Origin of the sequence: Paramicrobacterium chengjingii, from assembly GCF_011751765.2 — a bacterium.
Lineage (GTDB): Bacteria > Actinomycetota > Actinomycetes > Actinomycetales > Microbacteriaceae > Paramicrobacterium > Paramicrobacterium chengjingii.
Genome location: NZ_CP061169.1, coordinates 2234712 through 2254966 on the forward strand (window position 1 = coordinate 2234712; position 20255 = coordinate 2254966).

Here is a 20255-nt window from a genome sequence, read left to right on the forward strand (position 1 = left end):
GGCAGTTAACTCCAGTGCGGCGGTTTATCCGCGCGCAGGCGACGGTCATTCCCGGATAGGTCGTCGCCCCACGCCTCGTCCGACTCGCTTTCGGAACGCGCACGGCTGGCCTCCGGCTGCGGATCCGTTCCCGGCGCAGCGGGCAAGGTCGCCCGGCGACCTCCGCGCGACCGGACGATGCGCCGTGGAGCAGGTTCAGGATGCTGCGTCATGCTCACGCGTCACGTGTGGGCTGCGGTGCTGTGTCGATGAGCTCGGCCGCGCGCTCATTGCCCGGATCTGCGGGCTCTGTCTCGGGCGCACCGACGATCGACATCACTTTGCTCGCGACAGCGACCGGGTCGCTGAACAAATCAAAACCGTGCACACGAAGGTAATGCCAGCCGAGACGACGCAACACCTCGGGACGCAGCCGCAGCGACTCGCGAAGCGACTCTCCCGCCACCTCAACGTCAGACTCGACGACAATCGCGCGATCGCGGTAACTGGCGACAAGTGCAAGCTTTCCGCGATAGCCGATCTCGACAGACAAGCCGTTTCGGTACAGGCGCTCGGCAAGATCGAGCATCATCGGCTCGGCGCCGTCGACGACCGGCGGGCGAGGCGCCCAGCGAGGTGGCTCACGCAGCAACTGGGCAAGCGCGGCAATGCCGTGCTGCATCCGCTCTGGATCAATGTCTTCCGGGCGGATGCAGGTGACAATCACCATCGATCGACGGGCGCGAGTCATGCCGACGGCAAGAAGACGGTCCCCACCGGGTTCGCCGAGCGTGCCGAATGTTGAAAGCACGCGACCGTGCGGTGTGACGCCATACCCAAGCGAGAAAATCACCCGGTCCCGGCTCTCTGCGACAGACTGCTCAAGCGTGAGCACGGTGAACGGTTCCGCCCGTTCACGCAGAATAAACTCAGCCAGGTCGGCACGGCGCGCGAATGCCGCGAGTACGGACTGCTGAACTCGCGTCGCGTGCCTCTGGCTCGCTGTAATGACCATAAGCGACTCGCGCGGACGGTTCGTCGCATGCTCGAGAACCAGATTGACAACACGAACCACTTCGGGATCGACGGACTCGACAGTTCCCGTTTCCGGGTCGGGCATTCCGTGTCCATTTGACACATAATCGAGTGTCAGGCTGCCGTGCCCAAGGAACGAGCCGGCCCAGGGCAGCGAGTCGATCTCGCCACCATAGAAGCGCTGATTCACCAGCTCAGCGAGGTCTTCTCCCCCCGCACGGTAGCTGCGTGTAAGCGTGAGCCCTGGCAGCAGCTCCGACAGGCGTGCGAGAGCCGAATCGGCGTGACGTGACTCCACGTCTTCTGCGAGCGCCGCGTCTGTCGCAGCATCCGACACCGCCGTGTGGAACGGCGTTGGGCTCTGGGTCACGGTGTCGCCGAACGCGACAACCTGCTTTGCCCGGCGAATGGCTCCAACATTCTCCGCGATCGTCGATGCTCCCGCATCCACGAGAAAAACAGCGTCAAATCGGATGCTGTCGGGAATCTGGGGAACCTCATACGGCGACACGAGCCACACCGGAGAGAGCGCCCGCGACAGATGTGGAGCCACGCTCTCGAGCTCAGGGGGCGTCACACGGGGAACCGACGTGAGAAGCGAGCGAAGGTCGCGCGCTTCTTCTGGCCAGTCGACAAGCCCGATGCGCCACGTCTCAGCAAGCATTCCGGCGAGCAGCTGCCCCGAGGCCGAGGCGTGTGCCTCGTCGACAAGGCGAAAGTCCGACTCAAGCCGGTCGATGACCTGCGTGTTCGCGCCGAGCAGAGATTTGTCGGTTGCAAGTGTGTGCTCAAGTGCCGACTGCCACCAGGCAAGCTCGAGCTCGTCTGTCACCCGTTCGGCTGGAACATGGCGGTTCGACAGGTCGGTGAGCAGCGGTGTCAGCCCAGCCTCGCGAAGCTCTGTGATGAGCGTTGTGCGCTCTTGCAGATTCTCCATCACTGTCGATTCGGCGGCGAGTCCTGACATCACTCGCACGAGCGACCGGATCGGAAGCGCGGCAAGCCGGCTGTTCTGATCGGTACGCCCGAGGGGCACATCAAGCTGAGCCAGGTCGGCGACAACCTTCTGATGTGCAACGTGCACGTCGGCAATCCCGAGGGGGACCTCAGGAGAGATTCCTGCGTCGACGTATCGCTGAAGCAAGATGCGCTGCTGCTGAATGCGGCGAAGCGACGCGTTCATATCGGCGATGTGCACACCCGGCCGCACGTATTCGCGAGCGAGCTTCTTGAGACGGCGACGGTTGCCGCTCGACATGCTCGCCGCGTCTCGTCTGCTGCCCGTCGCTGCGATGAGATCGGCAAGCGACCTGTCGAAGACGGCAGGAAGAAATTTGTCGAGCGTCTCGCGAATGTCAAGCATGAGGCGCAGGTAGACGCCGAGCTCATCGATGCTCTCAAAGGGGCGCATGCGCGTCTGGCCGATCAGTTCGTACGCGCGCTCGAGCAGACGTGGAAGATCGGTGTTGTTGATGCGCTTGGCGAGCTCGTGTGCTTGCTTCGCCTCGGGCGTGGTTGAGAAGTTCGCTCCGTACCAGGGCGAATCGTCCGGGCCGTACTGAAACTCCCCGAGGGCCGCTGCCTGTGCGAGCGATTCGGCAACGTCAGACCGCCCTGCAGACAATGTTGCAAGGGACGCATAGCTGAGCCGCGCGGTCGTGGATGGTGGCTTCGGCAGGTTCGACAGCGCTGTGAGAGCGCTCAGCATGTCAGAGACGGTGACGCCGAGCGCTGGATCTTTGTGAGCGAGCCCTGAACGGTAGTCGAGAAGCACCTTTCGCAGCCGCACGAGGGCGTCATCAATGTCAGAGACCTTCGGGCTCGATGCCTTCTCATTGCGGGAGATCGCCTGGATGACATCCCGTCGCAAGGTTCGGGGGTGCGCGGCAAGGCCGTGCAGCCCCACTCCGTTGAGCCGATGCCGGATGCCGTCGAGCGTCGACTTTCGGGGACTCACAACGAGTACCCGCTTGTGGCTCGAAACAAGCGCGCCCAGCGCATTGACGATGGTCTGGGTGCCGCCGGTTCCCGGAAGCGTGGAGACGACGACGGACTGCCCCTCTGTGATCTGCGCGATCACGTTCTCCTGCTCGGCATCCGAATCGAGAAGCAGCGTATCCGTTGAGGGGCTGCGTTCGTCAGAGCCGACCGCGTCGACGAGGCTGGTTCCTGATTCGAGGAGCCGACGGGCGCTGGCATTGCCGGCGAGAGCGTCGAGCATCGGATGATCGAGCTCGTCGGCGTCCCGTTGCATCGCAGCGCCAACGGCGCAAAATGACGAGACGACAAGCCGCGGCTGAACGTTGAACCAGTCGAGGTGGCTCGTGAGCCCCCGCAGACTGTCGATCACTGGCTGAGGCTTGAAGACACCTTCCGACATCGCGAGAGCTTCGAACGCCCGGGCATCCAGGTGAATGTCGAACTGATCCTCAAGCGCACGTGCAAGCTCGGGGTTCAGCGTGATCGAACCGGTGAGCTTCAGTTCATAATCGTTGCCATAGCGACGAATTGCCACGGGCCGAAGCAACACTGGAGCGCAGAAGTTCATTCCGCCGTGGCGCCAATGGGCAAGTCCGACAGACAGATGCACAGCCTCGAGGCCGCGCACGGTGCGCAGCTCGATGCCCTTCGTCGTGATGAGATCGGCGGCCACCCGCGCAGAGCGCAAGGCGACATCGTCGCGGATCAAGTTGGACAGCAGTGTTGAGTTGCCCGTGATGAACTGCGGAAGGCTGCCCGGGTGCGCGGCGCCCAATTCAATGCGATACTCACGCTCGTCGTCAAAGTGCAGCAAAGGCGACTCACCGCCGATTTCAGCGAGGTCATTACGCCAGCGCTGCCACTCGTCGTCTGCCACGTTTCCCATTTCGACTGTGGGATCCCCCATGGAAATCTGCTGCGGTTGCGTCGGATTCGGAGCAAGCTCAAGTGACGAGTTGTCGTCTGACACTGCTTTCTCGCTCATTCTGTCACGCCTCCACACACCGCCACACTAAGCGCAGCGTCGCAAAATACCGGTAATGCCAGCGAGTTTCGCGCAGTTTTGTGCAGAGTGGCAGTCGCATCGAGTGGTTTCCGGTCGGCGATGCCCCGCAGTTGGGTGCCACAGGCACTGACTCTGCCTGGCCAGGGCAAGCCGCATCGGCATCCGGCGGCGTCTGACGACACTCAGTGCACGCGTGCGGCTGTGCCTCCCGGCCCTCCGCTGACACCGACGTCGAGGTTCTCGCCCCCGAGCGGCGCACTGTGCCAGTCGACGAGCGACCAGTTTTCCTGAGTGCCGTCCATGACGATCATTCCGGTATTGTGCAGCGGGTTCTCTGAGGCGAACTGCTGTGTTGCCCGCGTGCGCGCGGCCGCCCACACCCTCAGCACCTGTCCGTGAGCGACGATCGCCACAGTCTTTTTGTCGAGCGATGTCGCCTCGTCGACAACCGCATCAAAACGGTCAAAAACATCGTGTCCGTTCTCTCCTCCGGGAACACGCTCATCGAGGTCGCCGTCTACCCAGGCGAACGACGCCCTGTGATACTCCAAGACGGCATCCCAATCGTTGCGCATCTCGAGGTCGCCCGCGTCAATTTCTCGGATGCCGTCGCGCACGGCGAGCGGCGTATCGAGGCTCTCGACGAGCGGTGCGGCCGTCAACTGGGCCCGCACCTGCGTTGAAGCAAACACTGCATCGATCGTTTCCTGCTCAAGCGCGCGGGGAATCGCTGCAGCCTGGGCGAGACCAAGCTCCGTGAGCCCGGGGCCCGGAACGCCTGTGTCGAGCCGCCCTTCGACGTTCGACGGTGTCTGCCCGTGGCGGATCAGCAGCAATCTCATGAGGTACTCCTCGCCGGTTCGATCTTCACATCGATCCTATGCGGAGGCATCTGAAGAATCGGTGGATGACGACGCGCAACGGTGCCCCTGGAGGGACTCGAACCCCCAACCGTTTGCTTAGGACGCAACTGCTCTTCCATTGAGCTACAGAGGCAAACGAGAGACAGTCTAACGTGTTCCGCACCTCACGCGGCGACGGCCTGAGCGAGATACTGCTCCCATTGCGGAGCCCCACCTTCAGCGCCGCGCACAGCCCATCCAGGGCCGTACGGCATGCGTGGCGTGATGCGCAGCTGCCAGCCCATCTCTGCCGGCGTGCGGTTGCCCTTTGTGCTGTTGCAGCCCAGGCAGCACGCCACAAGGTTCTGCCAGCTGTCTTCTCCCCCTCGAGAGCGTGGGATCACGTGGTCGATCGTCGTCGCGCTTGCTCCGCAGTATCCGCAGCGGTGCAGATCCCGCTTCAGCACACCGCGCCTTGTGACGGGTACACGTCGTGAATACGGCACTTTGACGTAACGCGTCAGCACGATCACGCTCGGTCTGTCATACCGAACAGAGACTCCCCACACAGGGTCGTCCTCGACGATCTCGACAACAGCAGCCTTCCCGCAAATGACGAGTGCGAGTGCTCTGCGAAACGAGACAACGGCGAGTGGCTCGAATCCTGCGTTCAGTATCAAAGTGCGCATTGCGCTTCCTCTCGAATGGCCGTGACGGCTTCCCGGTAATTCGACACATGGACAGTTCCTGCGCGGTGGGGCCGGAAACATAAAAGGCACCGCCCCTCGGGCAGTGCCTTTCGTCAGCCGCGGAGCGGCGTATCTCTCCGACAAGGCGGCGAGCGGGAAAGTCTCGTATGTCCATGGAGGGGACACCGGGTATTCCGCTCATCGCTTCGCTCACCTCCAGTGAGTTGTCTGAGCCTTAGATTAACCCACGAACGACACGCCCGGGTAACCGGGCGCGCCGTGCGGGCGTTCGTCAACCGAGAATTTACTCGGCAGTCACGGGGTTCAGATGCGCACGATGTAGTAGCTGCTCGTCCAGATGGGACGGATGCTGACATGCCCGCCAGGCTTTGGCGCATCGAGGATCATGCCGTTGCCCGCGTAGAAGCCGTCGTGTCCGCTCATGATCACCAGATCGCCGGGCTGCGCTTGAGATACCGAAATGCGGGTACCCGCTGCAGCCTGGCCCGACACACCATGCGGAAGCGAGATTCCGTACTGCCCGAACACGTACATTACGAAGCCGGAGCAGTCGAATCCGGCGGGCGTCGCGCCTCCGTAGACATACGGCGTGCCGATGTACTGCTTTGCCGTGTTGAAGACGGCGGAAAGGCTGTAGGGAGTTGTCGGAGGTGCGACGGGCGATGTGTCTGTTCCGGAGGAGTCGCTCGACGACTGGCGGTTGGCTGCTTGTTCTTCAGCACGCTTTGCCGCCTCGGCAGCCGCTTTCTCTGCTGCCGCTGCGTCGAGCTCGCTCTGCGACGTGGCAGAGTACGTGTCGCGGGAGACCGAGGCGATGCTCGCTTCGGTGCTGACGCTAAGCTCCTGCGCATTTGCCGTGCGATCCTGATGCTCGAAGAGCGGAGCCGCTTGACTGGCGGGCGCAAATGTTCCAGGAAGCGCGAAGGCCGCGCAGAGGCCGGGAACGACGATCATCATCACGAGTGTCGAGCGCCAGCGCTTCCATCGAGACGGCTGCGCAGCCGGTGCGGCTGACGAGGGCGCAGTACGCGCAGAGGGGCGACCGCTCGCCGACGATGCAGAACGCGTTGCGGGGCGCGAGGCAATTGGCCGCGCCGTTGCGATATCGGTTGACCGCTTGATCTGTGCGGCACGACGCTCTCGGCGGGTGACCGGACGTTCGGAAGGGGAAAGAGATGGGTCAGATTCGGTGGGGGTGGAAAGGGCCACGTGTTCCTCCGGCGCCCTTTCAGCTCTCGCTGACTCGTCCGCGCACAGTCATCACGGGTTTCGTCGTCAGGGACGAGTTCATGCAGGGCGCCCGACGTCGTTCCCAAGGCTTTACGCCTCAGGACGTACCCGAGGTTACGGCATCCACCCACGGTTTGTCACGTTTTAGCAACGTTTCTGGAAAATTCGGTTGCGCTGTGCGGCTACGGGTTCGTCACGTAGATATGCGCAGCCAATTCAGAAGGAAGCTCGATTCCGTCATCGAAGCCATCGATCGTGACAATGACATAGGAGCCGTTCTTCGAGAACTCACCCGAATTGCCGGGCACCACGCCCGCCTGTTTCAGCTGAGCCAGAAGCTCCGGCTCAAATTGTGCCGGCTCTGCCAAACGGCGGATGCTGGCGCGGCGTGGCTTCTCCGCTTCACGCACCAGCGTCACGAGATTGACGACGCCATGTGCGAAAGCAATGCTCGGGCTCTCCCCGAACTCGTCGAGCCCTGGGATGGGGGTCCCATAAGGGGACTCTGTCGGATGATTCAGCATGTCGAGCAGTTTGCGCTCGACCTGCTCGCTCATCACGTGCTCCCACCGGCATGCTTCCTCGTGCACGTACTCCCACTCGAGCCCGATCACGTCATTCAGTAGTCGCTCCGCAAGCCGGTGCTTGCGCATTACATGTACCGCCTTCAGGCGACCACTCTCTGTCAGCTCGAGGTGGCGGTCGTCCGAGACGACGATGAGACCGTCACGTTCCATACGCCCGACAGTCTGAGACACAGTCGGCCCCGAATGCCCCAGACGCTCCGAAATGCGCGCACGCAGAGGAACGATTCCCTCTTCTTCAAGTTCGAGAACCGTACGGAGATACATTTCGGTCGTATCAATAAGGTCGGTCATCAATGCCTCCCCCGGCAATGCTCAATAGTGCAATAAGCCTATCGGGAATCGGCCTGAGTCTTGAATTCGTCAAATAAACGTCGCCGTGTCGCGCCGCGCATAGAATCGGTCTATGCCAGAGATCGTAATCCCCCCTGCCCTGCTGCCCGCTGATGGTCGATTCGGGTGCGGCCCGTCGAAGGTGCGTCCCGAGCAGGTCGAGGCACTCTCCGATGCGGCGGCGGCACTTCTCGGCACTTCTCACCGTAAGGCACCTGTGAAGAACCTCGTCGGGAGCGTGCGCGAGCAGCTCGGTCAGCTCTTCTCGATTCCTGACGGCTATGAGGTAGTTCTCGGAAACGGCGGATCGACGGCGTTCTGGGACGCCGCAGCTTTCGGCCTGATCGAGAAGCGCTCACAGAACATGACGTTTGGCGAGTTCGGCGGAAAGTTCGCCAAAGCGGCAGCGGCACCTTGGCTCAGCGCACCGGACGTGCGCAGTGCCGAGCCCGGGTCGCTCGCGACCCCGTCGCCCGTCAAGGGCATCGACGTGTACGCGTGGCCGCACAACGAGACGTCAACGGGTGTCATGGCTCCTGTAGCCCGCGTACACGGTGACGACGGCGCACTCACCGTCATCGACGCCACGAGCGGCGCTGGTGGACTGGCCGTTGACGCCGCAGACGCCGACGTGTACTACTTTGCGCCGCAGAAGAACTTCGGCTCTGATGGAGGGCTGTGGCTCGCGCTGTTCTCGCCCGCAGCGCTCGAACGGGTCGAGCGCGTCGCGGCATCCGGTCGTTATATTCCGGAGTTTCTGAGCCTGAAGAACGCCGTTGATAACTCGCGGCTGAATCAGACTCTCAACACCCCGGCCGTCACAACGCTGCACCTGCTCGACAGCCAGGCGCGTTGGATCAACGACAACGGCGGCCTCGAATGGGCAGCGGAGCGCACGACCGAGTCGGCATCTGTGCTCTACACCTGGTCCGAGTCGGTCGACTATGCACGCCCATTCGTCGAGAACCCGGATCATCGCTCGAATGTTGTCGTCACGATCGACTTCGACGAATCAGTCGATGCCGCTGCAGTTGCGAAGGCCCTGCGAGAAAATGGCGTCGTCGACACCGAGCCGTACCGCAAGCTCGGCCGCAATCAGCTGCGCATCGCAACGTTCGTCTCAATCGATCCCGACGACGTGCGACGACTCATCAGTTCGATCGAATACGTCGTCGACGCACTCTAGGCCGCTGCTCGGCTATATTCCCCGCCTGACGTACGCAGCTCTCAGTTGCGACGTCGGCCTCGGGAACGCCGCCGTCCGCGCGCTCCGCCTCGGCGTGAGCCACGATGCGCTTCGTCGGAGTCGTCATCGGTGGAGTCGTCCTCCGAGTCGTCCTGGTCAGCGTCGTCCTGATCACCATCATCGACACGTGAATCCTCGGCGGACTCGGCTTCGGCGTCGTCGTGATCGAACTCATCAACGTCAACGCCGTCGACATCTCCGGCGTGCAGATGCCGTCGTGTCTCGTCGTCGTCATCATCATCGTCTGAATCATCATCGTCCGAGGCCGCATCGTCTGCCTCGGCTGCTTCGCGAGTGGCGTCTTCCTGCTGAGCGCGGTATTCAGCTAAGCGCTCAGACCACGGCACCCAGTCTGGAGCGAGCAACGCCGAATCGCCGGGCATCAGCTCGGACTCCAGAATCGTCGGCTCGCCGCCGTCGACGCGCGCAAGAGTCACAGTCCAGAACCAACCGGGATAGCCATCGAGGGTGTTCGCAAATTGCAGTGTCACCGTGTTGTCGTCGTCGACCGAATGGCCGACGAATGCACCGACCGAGTCATCGTCGGTCACATCGTGCAGTGCGCCGCGTGCAAACTCGACGGAGTCGAGCAGCACGGGGTCTGCCTCGCGCTGAGGTGCAGCCGCGGCGTCCCGTGTTGTCGACGTGTGCTCGCTCGCGGCACCGTCGTCTGGTGTGATCTCGTCGTTGGATTCAGGCATCAAGTTCGTCCGCTACGCGACGCAGAACCGCCGCGACCTTTCGTGAATGTGCGTTGTCGGGGTAGCGCCCCTTGCGGAGGGTCCCGCTGACATCGTCAAGGATCTTCATGAGGTCTTCGACGATCACCACCATGTCATCGGCGGGCTTTCGGTTCATGCGAACCACGCTGTGAGGTTGATCGAGCAACCGCACTGACAACGCCTGCGCGCCCCTTTTACCCTGCGCGACGCCAAACTCGAGACGCGTTCCCGCCCGAAGACTCGTGACATCGTCGGGAAGCGCCGACGCGTGCAAGAAGACCTGCTCGCCGTCTTCACTCGTGATGAAGCCGAAGCCTTTGTCCTCGTCGTAGAACTTAACCTTGCCGGTGGGCATGGAAAACCTCACTGTGAAAAGAGGCGCTGCATGCGCCTGATGTGCGCCGACGGATAGCCACCGTCGGCGAGTAGGAGAACCCCGCTCACCTCTATCGTATTCGCTCAACGGCCTCGGTGGCTTATCCTGGGGAGCGTGGCTCCAAACCCTTCCGAATCATCAACAAGCACCATTCAACGCGTTCTTGCATATGCTCTGCTCGGTGTCGTGATCATTTCGGTCGGCAGTTTCTTCGCGATCATGATCGGCACGTGGAGCGGGATGAGCCGGGAGGACTTCGGCACGGGCGTCTGGCCGGCCGTTGCCATGACGCCGTACATCGGCCTGCCCCTGGCGATGCTCGTTCTGATCGCCCTTCTGGTCGCCGGCGCGATCGGCCGCAGCAGAGTGGCTCGCGGGCAGTGACCGGGGCACGTGCATGACAGACGCTCTGCTTCTTGCAACGCAGCTGCGCTCATTATCTGACGATGAGCTCACAGCGCTACTGCGCACTCGCGGTATTACCGACGATTCGCGGCTGAACGATTACTTCGATCTGGCAGAACGACTGCTCGAGCGCCAGCGCATCGATCGCGCACTGCGCACCTGCGATCGGCGGATGCTGCTCGCACTTTCAGCCGCATCCGAGCAGCGCATTTCCCATACCCTTGACGAGCTGACGTCATACATCGAATCGCTCGGCGCGGGCACGGAAGCCGCAGAGGCCGCTCGCGATGGCATTGCCCGCGCGGGACGACTCGCCCTTGTCGTCATCGACGATCATCGTGTGCACCCGCTCGACGCGGTCAGTGCCGCCTTAGACGAGCTGCGAAATCGAGGGCTCCCTCCGACAAAGGCTCTAGCCGATCACCCGCCGACCGCTCTCGGGGCCGTCGGCGAATCGGATCGCGTTGATGCCGCCGCTGGCGAGCGCGCATTCACGACGACGACAGCGGCCGGCGAGATCGTCACCGAACTTCTGCGAGCGCCGGCAAAGGAACTCGGCAGAGGCGGCCTCGCGCTGCCCGACTCGCGCCGTCTGGCCTCGGCGACGGGCGTTGACTTCGACGCCATTGCCACGGTGCTCACCGCGCTCGCGGCCGCCGAATTCGTCGCGCTTGACGGGCGGCACTGGGCTCCGACGCAGGCGGGACTCGACTGGCTCGCGCTTCCGACGGTCGACCGTTGGCTGCGCCTCGCCACGGCGTGGGTCGAGGCGATTCCCGACGATGCCCGACCACTGTTGACCACGCGCCGCGACGCACGGTGGGCGCATTCGGTGCGCACGTTTGCAACCTGGCTGTATCCCGTCGGCGGCGACGCTCTGAACGCCCGCGTCGACAGTCTTATTGCACAGGCCGACGTGCTCGGTGTCATTGCAAACGACACGCTATCCCAGGCCGGTCGAGAGCTTCTCGTCGGCACCGCAGACGCGGCAGCAAAGTTCGTGCGCGCTACCCTCCCGCAGGAGGTGAGCCAGGTGTACGTGCAAGACGATCTGAGCGTCATCTCTCCTGGTCCGCTCAGCCCCTCGCGAGACGCGCGGCTGCGGCTCATGGCCGATATCGAGTCTCGTTCCCAGGCGACAACGTACCGATTCAGCAGGTCAAGCATCGACCGCGCGCTGAGCGCCGGAGACGACGAGGCCGGCATTGTCGCGTTTCTCACGGATCTCTCCCTGACCGGCATCCCCCAGCCACTTCGTTACCTCATCTCGGACGTCGCTGCGCATCACGGTCTGCTGAGGGTGCGCGAGAGCTCCGGCGATCGCCACGCTGTGCGCAGCAGCATCCGATCGATCGATGATGACTTGCTTGAGACTCTCACCGTCGACCAGAATCTGGCGTCGCTCGCTCTGCATCGCACGGCTCCGGGATTGCTCGAAAGCCGATTTTCTCGCGACCTCGTGTTCTGGGCGCTGCAAGATGCCCGATACCCGGTGTCGGCAGAAGACGAGAACGGACGGTTGATCAGAGTCACCCGGCATCACATCGCTCACGTCACGGCTGAGCCTGAACCAAACGTGACTGAGCTCGTGACGCGTCTGCGCACCTCGGTGAAGGGCACGAGCGCGCACCCGGATGATGCCTGGCTTGTGCGCCAGCTCGAGCTCGCCGTTCGCAGCAAAGCCACAGTCGTCGTCTCGGTCGCTATGCCCGGAGGCAAGACGATCGACTTGTCGCTCGAACCGACCGGAATAGGCGGTGGGCGGCTGCGGGGTAGAGACAGTACTGCCGATGTGGAGCGCACTCTCCCGCTGTCAAGCATCATTTCGGTGTCCCGCGCCGACCTCTGAGTGTCGTTCCCAGTCGACGGCGCTAAGCTAGACCGCTATGTCTGACGGCCCCCTTATCGTTCAAAGCGACCGCACCGTGCTGCTCGAGGTTGCTCACCCCGACGCGGAAGAAGCGCGACACGCCCTCGCCGTGTTCGCCGAGCTGGAACGCGCCCCCGAGCACGTCCATACCTATCGCATAACCCGGCTTGGCCTCTGGAACGCCCGTGCGGCAGGGCACAGAGCCGAAGAGATGCTCGCGACCCTCGACGCTTATTCGAAGTTCCCTGTGCCCCAGACGGTGTCGACAGATATCGCCGACACCGTTTCGCGGTACGGCCGCCTCGTGATCGAGCGCAACGACGAGGGCGCGCTCGTGCTGTCGAGTCAGGATGCTGCAGTACTCACCGAGGTGTCTCGCGCAAAGCGCATCGGTCCGCTGCTCACCGACAGGCCCTCTGAGAACAGCTTCCTCATCGAACCATGGGCTCGCGGTCAAGTGAAGCAGGAGCTCGTGAAGCTCGGCTGGCCCGCCGAGGACCTCGCCGGCTACACGCCCGGCACCCCGTACGATATCGATCTGCACGAAGACAGCTGGGCGCTGCGCGATTACCAGCACAAGGCGATCGACAACTTCTTCAGCGGCGGGTCGGGCGTTGTCGTGCTGCCCTGCGGTGCTGGAAAGACGCTCGTCGGAGCTGGCGCGATGGCGACGGCGAACACCACAACGCTCATTCTCGTGACGAACACCGTCTCTGCACGCCAATGGCGTGACGAGCTGCTGCGCCGCACGAGTCTCACGGCAGACGAAATCGGCGAGTATTCGGGAGAGGTGAAAGAGGTGAAGCCCGTCACGATCGCCACCTATCAGATCCTCACCTCGCGCCGAAAGGGCGAGTACGCTCACCTTTCGCTGCTCGACGCCCTTGACTGGGGTCTCGTCATCTATGACGAGGTGCACTTGCTTCCCGCCCCCGTCTTCAAGCTCACGGCCGACCTGCAGGCTCGACGACGCCTCGGTCTCACGGCGACACTCGTCCGCGAAGACGGGCGAGCGGGAGATGTGTTCAGCTTGATCGGTCCCAAGCGCTTCGATGCTCCATGGAAAGAGATCGAATCTCAGGGTTACATCTCCCCGGCCGAGTGCTTTGAGGTGCGCGTCGATATGCCCAAGGCTGATCGTCTTGAATACGCAGCATCGGCAGACAACGAGCGATACCGGTTGGCCGCGACGACTCCGGCGAAGATCAGCATCGTCAACCGCCTGATCAACAAGCACAAGGGCGAGCGCATTCTGGTGATCGGCCAGTACCTCGATCAGCTCGACGAACTTGCTGATGTCTTGGGCGCGCCCAAACTCACCGGGGCGACGCCGAACGACGAGCGTGAGCGGCTCTACCAGCAGTTCCGGGAAGGCATCGAGCCGGTTCTCGTCGTCTCGAAGGTGGCGAACTTCTCCGTCGATCTTCCGGAAGCCACCGTTGCCATTCAGGTATCCGGATCGTTCGGCTCGCGCCAGGAGGAGGCGCAACGACTCGGCCGGCTACTGCGCCCGAAGACGTCGGGGCTCACCGCAAACTTCTATACGCTCGTCGCCCGCGACACCCTCGATCAGGACTTCGCGCAGAACAGACAGCGGTTCTTGTCAGAGCAGGGCTACAGCTACTCGATTCTCGACGCCACGAGCATCGCCGCGTGAACTAAGCGCGCACGTAGCGCAGCAGCAACGTGCCCTCTCCCTCGACGACATGGCTGAGCGAAAGGCCTCTCAGCGTCTGGTCGTCACCCGAGAGAATGCGGTCGGCGGCACCGCCGACGAGCATCGGGCTGAGCGTCAGGCACAGCTCGTCGACGACGTCATCACGCACGAGGTCCCCGAACAGCGCGGGGCCGCCCTCGCAGTGCATTTGCGCAAGACCCCGCTCGGCGAGCGCGCGTCTCATCGTGTGACCCTCCACATTCTCGTCCCCGCATATCACCACGTCGGCCACCGCTTTGAGGCGTTTTCGCCGCTCGCTATCGCTCGTGTCGCAGGTCACGATGAGGGGGCGCACGGGCGCGTCGACAAAGATGCGGTCCCCCGGATCGAGGCTGAGACTATGCGACACGATGGCGAACACCGGCTGAGGAGCGAGGCCGCGCGCAGTCCGTTGTTCGGGAGCATCCACTCTCATGGGCCCGTAGCCCTCGGCACGCACGGTTCCCGCTCCCACGATGACCACGTCCGCAAGTGTACGGAGCGTGTTAAAAACCATCTTGTCGGCGGCGGTTCCGAGCCCGCCCGAGAGGCCGTCGACGGTCGCGGCACCGTCGGCGCTGGCGACGAAGTTCATGCGCAGCCACGGTGTGTCTCGATTGGTGACGTCGTACCAGTCCGCGATTTGCGCGGCTTGTGTCGCCACGTTGGCGGGCAGCGGCCAGACTCGCGTCAACTCAGTCATTGCGTTCTCCCATGTTGTGCCGGAGATGCGCGGGCTGGCGCATTCCGAGAATCGATTCCGTCATGCGCACGGCGGCCACCGACTCACGCACATTGTGCATGCGCACAATGCGGGCACCCTGCGCGATGCAGAGTGCCGCGGCAACAAGGGAACCCTCGATGCGTTCGCCCCGCTCGGCATCAATGCTCTCCCCGATGAAGTCTTTATTCGACACGGCGACGAGTGTGGGGTACCCCAGCTCGACAATCGGTCCGAGTCGCCTGCTGAGCTCAAGGCTGTGCAGGGTGTTCTTGTTGAGATCGTGCCCCGGGTCTACGATGATGCGTTCGGCCGGAATTCCGGCGCCGAGTGCACGCTCCACGCGACGCTCGAGAAAGCCGGCGACATCACGTGACACGTCAGCATACTGCGGTGACGCGTACGGCGTGCGCGGCGCGGCAAGGCTGTGCGTGATTACAACGCTCGCGTCACTGTCGGCGACGACGCGAGCGAGCTCAGGATCGGCGAGTCCCGTCGTGTCATTGATGACATCGGCGCCGGCGAGGATGCTGCGGTGTGCCACCTCCGGTCGAAATGTATCGACCGAGATCACGACGTCGGATGCCGCTCGCACGGCCTCAACGACCGGCACAACCCGCTTCGCCTCCTCCTCGGCGGGAATCTCAGGCCCCGGAGCAAATGGAGCCCCACCGATATCTACCCAATCGGCACCGGAACGCTCCGCATCGAGGCATCCCTTGACCGCGCTGTCGAGCACAAACGTGCGGCCGCGATCGTAGAACGAGTCGGGTGTGCGGTTCACCACAGCCATAACAGCTACCTCACGGGAGAAATCAAACTGCCGCGCGCCGATTCTCCGTGTGGCATGCACGATCTTCGGCAGTGGCGGCAGATCGTGAAGGGAGAACTCAGTCATGACTCCATCGTGCCGCATCAGCTCCCACGGTGGAGGTCCCACGGAGAACCTGACAAATTCACCCAGCCCACTCTCAGAAAGCTTGCAGATACTGGGGGCATGACTGGACCACGCATCCTCATCGTTGATGACGAGCCAAACATCCGCGACCTGCTGACGACAAGCCTGCGATTTGCAGGGTTTGCCGTCAGAGCCGTCGGCAACGGCGCCCAGGCCATCTCTGCTGTTCTCGAAGAAGAACCCGACCTGATAATCCTCGACGTCATGCTGCCCGATATGAACGGGTTCGGAGTCACCAAGCGACTCCGCGCGTCGGGGTATACCGCGCCGATTCTCTTTCTCACGGCAAAGGACGACACCGAAGACAAGATCACCGGCCTCACGGTCGGTGGAGACGACTACGTCACCAAGCCGTTCAGCCTCGACGAGATCGTCGCGCGCATCAAGGCGATTCTGCGCCGCACGATGCAGGCCGACGAAGACGCCATTATTCGCGCTGGTGAACTCACCATGGACCAAGACACCCACGAAGTGTACGTCGGCGACACGGGCATTGAGCTCAGCCCGACGGAGTTCAAGCTTCTGCGCTACCTCATGCTCAACCCGAACCGTGTGTTGAGCAAGGCGCAGATTCTCGACCACGTCTGGGAGTATGACTTCAACGGCGATGCGGGCATCGTCGAGAGCTACATTTCGTACTTGCGGCGCAAGCTTGATCAGTACTCAGCCGAGCCGCTGATCCAGACGAAGCGCGGATTCGGTTACATGCTGAAGACGAGCAAGCAATAGCCTCGTTGTATGAAGGCCATAGCCGACTGGTGGAACTCAATAACACTGCGCAGCAAGATCACTGGCGTCACGGTGATCGTGCTGACCTTCGGGTTGCTTGTCACCGGTGCCGGCACGGTCATCATCCTCAAGCAGGCACTGATCGAACAGGCCAAAGCTGAACTCGTTGCCTTCGCAACCGGTGACATCTCTCGCTATATCGACGTCGACGACGAAGGCACGCGTCACGTTCGCGAGACTAACGAGTATTACATCGCGCTGTATGACCCGGACGGCAACCTCGTCGATCACAACTGGGACGACAGAGATTCGCGTTTGCTTCCGCGCCCCGCAACGGGATCGATCAGCGTAGCCAATGCCATTGCGACTCATCCCGCCGCTGTCGTGAATCTCGTCGGCTCGGAGTTTCAGGCCGTCACCGTGGTGTCAGACGCCATGGACGATCGCGGAACCAACGGAGTCGTATTCATCGCGCGTTCGATGCGCGGACCCGACAGCGTCGTTGCCACGTATCTCACGATCTTCTTCGGTCTCGGTCTCGGTGTGATCGTGCTCGGTGCACTCATCACGAGAGTCCTCGTCACGAACACGCTGCACCCGCTGCGCGAGGCCGAGACAACGGCTGCCCATATTGCCGGCGGGGATTTCAGCCAGAGACTCACCCACATGACGCCGAACACAGAAGTCGGCAGGTTGAACCGTTCGCTCAACACCATGCTCAGTCGCATTGACCGTGCGTTCAAAGATCGCGCACAGACGATCGAGCAGATGCGCCGTTTTGTCGGGGACGCCAGTCACGAGCTGCGTACTCCCCTCGTGACCGTTCGCGGATACGCTGAGCTTTACCGCATGGGCGCTCTCGAGAAGCCGGAAGACGTCGCTCAGGCAATGGAGCGCATCGAGAAGGAAGCCGTGCGCATGAGCGGCATGGTTCAAGACCTGCTCGAACTAGCGCGGCTCGACGAGGCGCGCCCGCGTGAGCTGACCCGCATTGACCTCACGCCATTGGCAAAGGACGCCGTGATGGACGCACGCGCCTCGTACCCTGGTCGTCCCGTGTCTTTCATCATCGACGCTCCCCCCGACGCGCCCGCGCGAACGCCGCACAGGCCGGCCGAATCGACCGAGCCCGAGCCGGCGACACGAGCGGTCACGCGACCGAACGGAACAAGTGGCAACACCGGTCCCATTGCTCTTGCAGGTGCCACGTTTGCACGGCTTCGCGGCCGTCGGCCCCGCAAGAGCGGCGAGGCCGAGTCGAGGCCCCTCACCGTGGAGCCTGTCACGCATATGACAGCATCCATTCCGGCCGTACCGGCGGTTGTGATGGCCGAAGAGAATAAGATCCGCCAGGTGATCGCAAACCTCATGGGGAACGCCATGCGCTTCACCCCTGACGGAAGTCCCATCGAGGTGGGCGTCTCGGCGAACCCCTTGACAGGATCGGCTACGGTCGCCGTCATCGACCATGGTGAGGGAATCCCCGAGCCGATTCGCGAGAAGATCTTTCAACGATTCTGGCGCGCTGATTCCTCGCGAACGAGGGACACAGGTGGGAGTGGTCTCGGCCTGGCCATTGTGTCGTCCATCGTCGCTGCCCACAACGGCACAGTCGACGTCTCGGAGACTCCGGGCGGGGGCGCGACGTTCCGCATTCGCCTGCCGCTTGCCTCGACGTCGCACGACGGCGATCAGGCCGACGACGGCACCGTGTAGCTCTCGTGCACAGGGGCGTGCTTGGGCACGAGCATCCACATTCGCGCGAACGGTCGGACAGCACAGGCTCACTCCTGGATAACGTCGAAACACACAGACAAGAGGAGTGACGATGAGTAAGTACACGGTCGACAGCGAGGCCGTTCAAGCGGCAAGCGCCAGCATTCGTGGCGTGACGGAGCAGCTCCGTGCTGATGTGAACACCCTGATGGGCCAAATCCAGAATCTGCAGTCGCAGTGGACGGGCCAGGCCGCTAGCGCGTTCACTGCAGCGGCGCATGATTGGCGCACAACGCAGGCTCGGGTCGAGGAGTCCATCAACGAGCTGAACATGGCGCTCGCACAGGCCGGGACGCAGTACGCCGATGTCGAGCTGCAGAACACCGGCATGTTCGGCCGCTGATCGCTCAGACACTGCAGATCGAGCAGCAAACGACAATGGGCGCCTCCATACGGAGGCGCCCATTGTGCGTATCGAGTCAGGCTTCTTAGAAGTCCATGCCACCCGTCGGGTCGGCCGGAGCAGCAGCGCCAGCCTTCTCAGGCTTGTCAGCGACAACAGCCTCCGTAGTGAGGAACAGTCCGGCGATCGATCCTGCGTTCAGCAGAGCTGAACGGGTAACCTTCACCGGGTCTGCGATACCCGCAAGCAACATGTCCTGGTACTCGCCTGTCGCGGCGTTGAGGCCGAAACCGACCTCGAGTCCGCGAACCTTCTCTGCGACAACACCGGGCTCGAGGCCCGCGTTGGTGGCAATCTGCTTCAGCGGAGCGTCGATGGCAACCTTCACGATGTTCGCGCCAGTTGCCTCGTCGCCGACAAGCGTCAGCTTGTCGAAAGCGGTCTTGCCTGCCTGGATGAGCGCAACGCCACCACCGGCGACGATACCCTCTTCGACGGCCGCCTTCGCGTTGCGGACGGCGTCTTCGATGCGGTGCTTGCGCTCCTTGAGCTCAACCTCCGTTGCCGCACCGGCCTTGATGACGGCGACGCCGCCAGCAAGCTTGGCAAGGCGCTCCTGCAGCTTCTCGCGGTCGTAGTCGCTGTCGGTGTTCTCGATTTCCTTGCGGATCTGCGAGACGCGGCCAGCGATGGCCTCAGCTTCTCCGCCACCCTCGACGATCGTGGTCTCGTCCTTGGTGACAACGACCTTGCGGGCATGGCCGAGAAGGTCAAGCGTAACGTTCTCGAGCTTGAGGCCGACCTCTTCGGAAACGACCTGTCCACCCGTGAGGATCGCGATGTCCTGCAGCTGAGCCTTGCGACGGTCTCCGAAACCGGGAGCCTTGACGGCAACCGACTTGAAGATTCCGCGGATCTTGTTCAGAACCAGAGTAGCGAGCGCTTCGCCCTCGACATCTTCAGCAATGATGAGAAGCTGCTTGCCAGCCTGGATGACCTGGTCGACAACAGGGAGCAGATCCTTGATGTTCGAGATCTTCGAGTTGACGATGAGAACATACGGGTCCTCGAAGACAGCTTCCTGGCGGTCCTGGTCAGTAACGAAGTAACCGGAGAGGTAGCCCTTGTCGAAGCGCATGCCCTCGGTCAGTTCGAGCTCGGTGCCGAACGTGTTCGACTCCTCGACCGTGACGACGCCTTCCTTGCCCACCTTGTCGATGGCCTCGGCGATGATCTCGCCGATCTGCGGGTCAGCGGCAGAGATCGACGCGGTTGCCGCGATCTCTTCCTTTGTCTCGATATCCTTGGCTGCAGCGAGTAGTTCTTCGGAGACGGCGCCAACAGCCTTCTCGATACCGCGCTTCAGTGCGATCGGGTCTGCACCAGCTGCGACGTTGCGCAGGCCTTCGCGAACGAGCGCCTGAGCGAGAACAACCGAGGTGGTGGTTCCATCGCCAGCGACGTCATCTGTCTTCTTGGCGACTTCCTTGACCAGCTCTGCGCCGATCTTCTCGTACGGCTCGTCGAGCTCGATCTCCTTGGCGATCGACACACCGTCGTTCGTAATGGTGGGTGCGCCCCACTTCTTCTCGAGGACAACGTTGCGACCGCGCGGCCCAAGCGTCACCTTGACTGCGTCGGCGAGCGTGTTCAAGCCACGCTCGAGGCCGCGGCGGGCCTCTTCGTCAAAAGCAATGATCTTTGCCATCGTAAG

The 20255-nt window shown here is 62.7% G+C and carries 17 protein-coding genes and 1 tRNA gene; 7 read left to right on the plus strand and 11 right to left on the minus strand.

Annotated features, from left to right (window positions below):
- Positions 1-214 precede the first annotated feature (214 nt).
- The 6 genes from HCR76_RS10890 to HCR76_RS10915 form a co-directional block, all read right to left on the minus strand.
- Positions 215-3979: an AAA family ATPase gene (locus tag HCR76_RS10890; RefSeq protein ID WP_198248040.1), complete on the minus strand. Its 3765-nt coding sequence runs from the start codon at positions 3977-3979 to the stop codon at positions 215-217.
- Between the two features lie 203 nt (positions 3980-4182).
- On the minus strand, positions 4183-4842 hold the full coding sequence (locus tag HCR76_RS10895) for a histidine phosphatase family protein (protein WP_166992154.1): 660 nt from the start codon (positions 4840-4842) through the stop codon (positions 4183-4185).
- Positions 4843-4924: 82 nt separating this feature from the next.
- Positions 4925-4996: transfer RNA gene (locus HCR76_RS10900), tRNA-Arg, on the minus strand.
- 31 nt (positions 4997-5027) lie between these two features.
- A complete protein-coding gene (locus tag HCR76_RS10905) occupies positions 5028-5531 on the minus strand; it encodes an HNH endonuclease (RefSeq protein ID WP_166992151.1) in 504 nt (167 codons plus the stop codon).
- A gap of 324 nt (positions 5532-5855) precedes the next feature.
- A complete protein-coding gene (locus tag HCR76_RS10910; protein WP_166992148.1) occupies positions 5856-6761 on the minus strand; it encodes a C40 family peptidase in 906 nt (301 codons plus the stop codon).
- Between the two features lie 203 nt (positions 6762-6964).
- Positions 6965-7660 carry an iron-dependent transcriptional repressor DtxR gene (locus tag HCR76_RS10915; protein ID WP_166992145.1) on the minus strand — a complete coding sequence of 232 codons (696 nt, stop codon included), beginning with the start codon at positions 7658-7660 and terminating at the stop codon, positions 6965-6967.
- Positions 7661-7772: 112 nt separating this feature from the next.
- Here HCR76_RS10915 and serC point away from each other — a divergent pair, with 112 nt between their 5' ends.
- Complete coding sequence (gene serC, locus HCR76_RS10920; RefSeq protein ID WP_166992142.1) at positions 7773-8885, plus strand: phosphoserine transaminase; 1113 nt, start codon at positions 7773-7775, stop codon at positions 8883-8885.
- 41 nt (positions 8886-8926) lie between these two features.
- Here serC and HCR76_RS10925 read toward each other — a convergent pair whose 3' ends face one another.
- Together HCR76_RS10925 and HCR76_RS10930 are read right to left on the minus strand one after the other, a co-directional pair.
- Positions 8927-9646, minus strand: a complete 720-nt coding sequence (locus HCR76_RS10925; protein ID WP_166992139.1) for a DUF3027 domain-containing protein — start codon at positions 9644-9646, stop codon at positions 8927-8929.
- Entirely contained in the window at positions 9639-10022 is a 384-nt protein-coding gene (locus HCR76_RS10930; protein ID WP_166992136.1) for a cold-shock protein, read from the minus strand. The genes HCR76_RS10925 and HCR76_RS10930 overlap by 8 nt, the downstream gene beginning before the upstream one ends.
- Positions 10023-10157: 135 nt before the next feature.
- Here HCR76_RS10930 and HCR76_RS10935 point away from each other — a divergent pair, with 135 nt between their 5' ends.
- From HCR76_RS10935 to HCR76_RS10945, 3 genes are read left to right on the plus strand one after another with little or no spacing between them, the layout of a single operon-like run.
- The gene (locus HCR76_RS10935) at positions 10158-10427 is read left to right on the plus strand and encodes a multidrug ABC transporter ATPase (protein ID WP_166992133.1); all 270 of its coding nucleotides are present in this window, start codon (positions 10158-10160) and stop codon (positions 10425-10427) included.
- Between the two features lie 13 nt (positions 10428-10440).
- Entirely contained in the window at positions 10441-12297 is a 1857-nt protein-coding gene (locus tag HCR76_RS10940) for a helicase-associated domain-containing protein (protein WP_166992130.1), read from the plus strand.
- A 37-nt stretch (positions 12298-12334) separates the two neighbouring features.
- Positions 12335-13975 carry a DNA repair helicase XPB gene (locus HCR76_RS10945; RefSeq protein ID WP_166992127.1) on the plus strand — a complete coding sequence of 547 codons (1641 nt, stop codon included), beginning with the start codon at positions 12335-12337 and terminating at the stop codon, positions 13973-13975.
- A gap of 1 nt (position 13976) precedes the next feature.
- Here the strand turns inward: HCR76_RS10945 and HCR76_RS10950 are convergent, their stop codons facing one another.
- Both HCR76_RS10950 and folP read right to left on the minus strand, forming a co-directional pair.
- Positions 13977-14717: a pyrimidine reductase family protein gene (locus tag HCR76_RS10950; RefSeq protein ID WP_166992124.1), complete on the minus strand. Its 741-nt coding sequence runs from the start codon at positions 14715-14717 to the stop codon at positions 13977-13979.
- Positions 14710-15633 (minus strand): dihydropteroate synthase, encoded by a 924-nt coding sequence (folP, locus tag HCR76_RS10955; protein WP_166992121.1) that lies wholly within the window; start codon positions 15631-15633, stop codon positions 14710-14712. The genes HCR76_RS10950 and folP overlap by 8 nt, the downstream gene beginning before the upstream one ends.
- Positions 15634-15732: 99 nt before the next feature.
- On the opposite strand from folP, the gene HCR76_RS10960 reads away from it, so the two are divergent.
- From HCR76_RS10960 to HCR76_RS10970, 3 genes are all read left to right on the plus strand, one after another.
- Positions 15733-16422, plus strand: coding sequence for a response regulator transcription factor (locus HCR76_RS10960; protein ID WP_166992118.1), 690 nt, complete (start codon positions 15733-15735; stop codon positions 16420-16422).
- 9 nt (positions 16423-16431) lie between these two features.
- Positions 16432-18138: a sensor histidine kinase gene (locus tag HCR76_RS10965; RefSeq protein WP_166992115.1), complete on the plus strand. Its 1707-nt coding sequence runs from the start codon at positions 16432-16434 to the stop codon at positions 18136-18138.
- Positions 18139-18250: 112 nt separating this feature from the next.
- Positions 18251-18541, plus strand: a complete 291-nt coding sequence (locus HCR76_RS10970; RefSeq protein WP_166992112.1) for a WXG100 family type VII secretion target — start codon at positions 18251-18253, stop codon at positions 18539-18541.
- A gap of 85 nt (positions 18542-18626) precedes the next feature.
- Here the strand turns inward: HCR76_RS10970 and groL are convergent, their stop codons facing one another.
- Complete coding sequence (gene groL / locus HCR76_RS10975) at positions 18627-20249, minus strand: chaperonin GroEL (protein ID WP_166992110.1); 1623 nt, start codon at positions 20247-20249, stop codon at positions 18627-18629.
- Between the last annotated feature and the right edge of the window lie 6 nt (positions 20250-20255).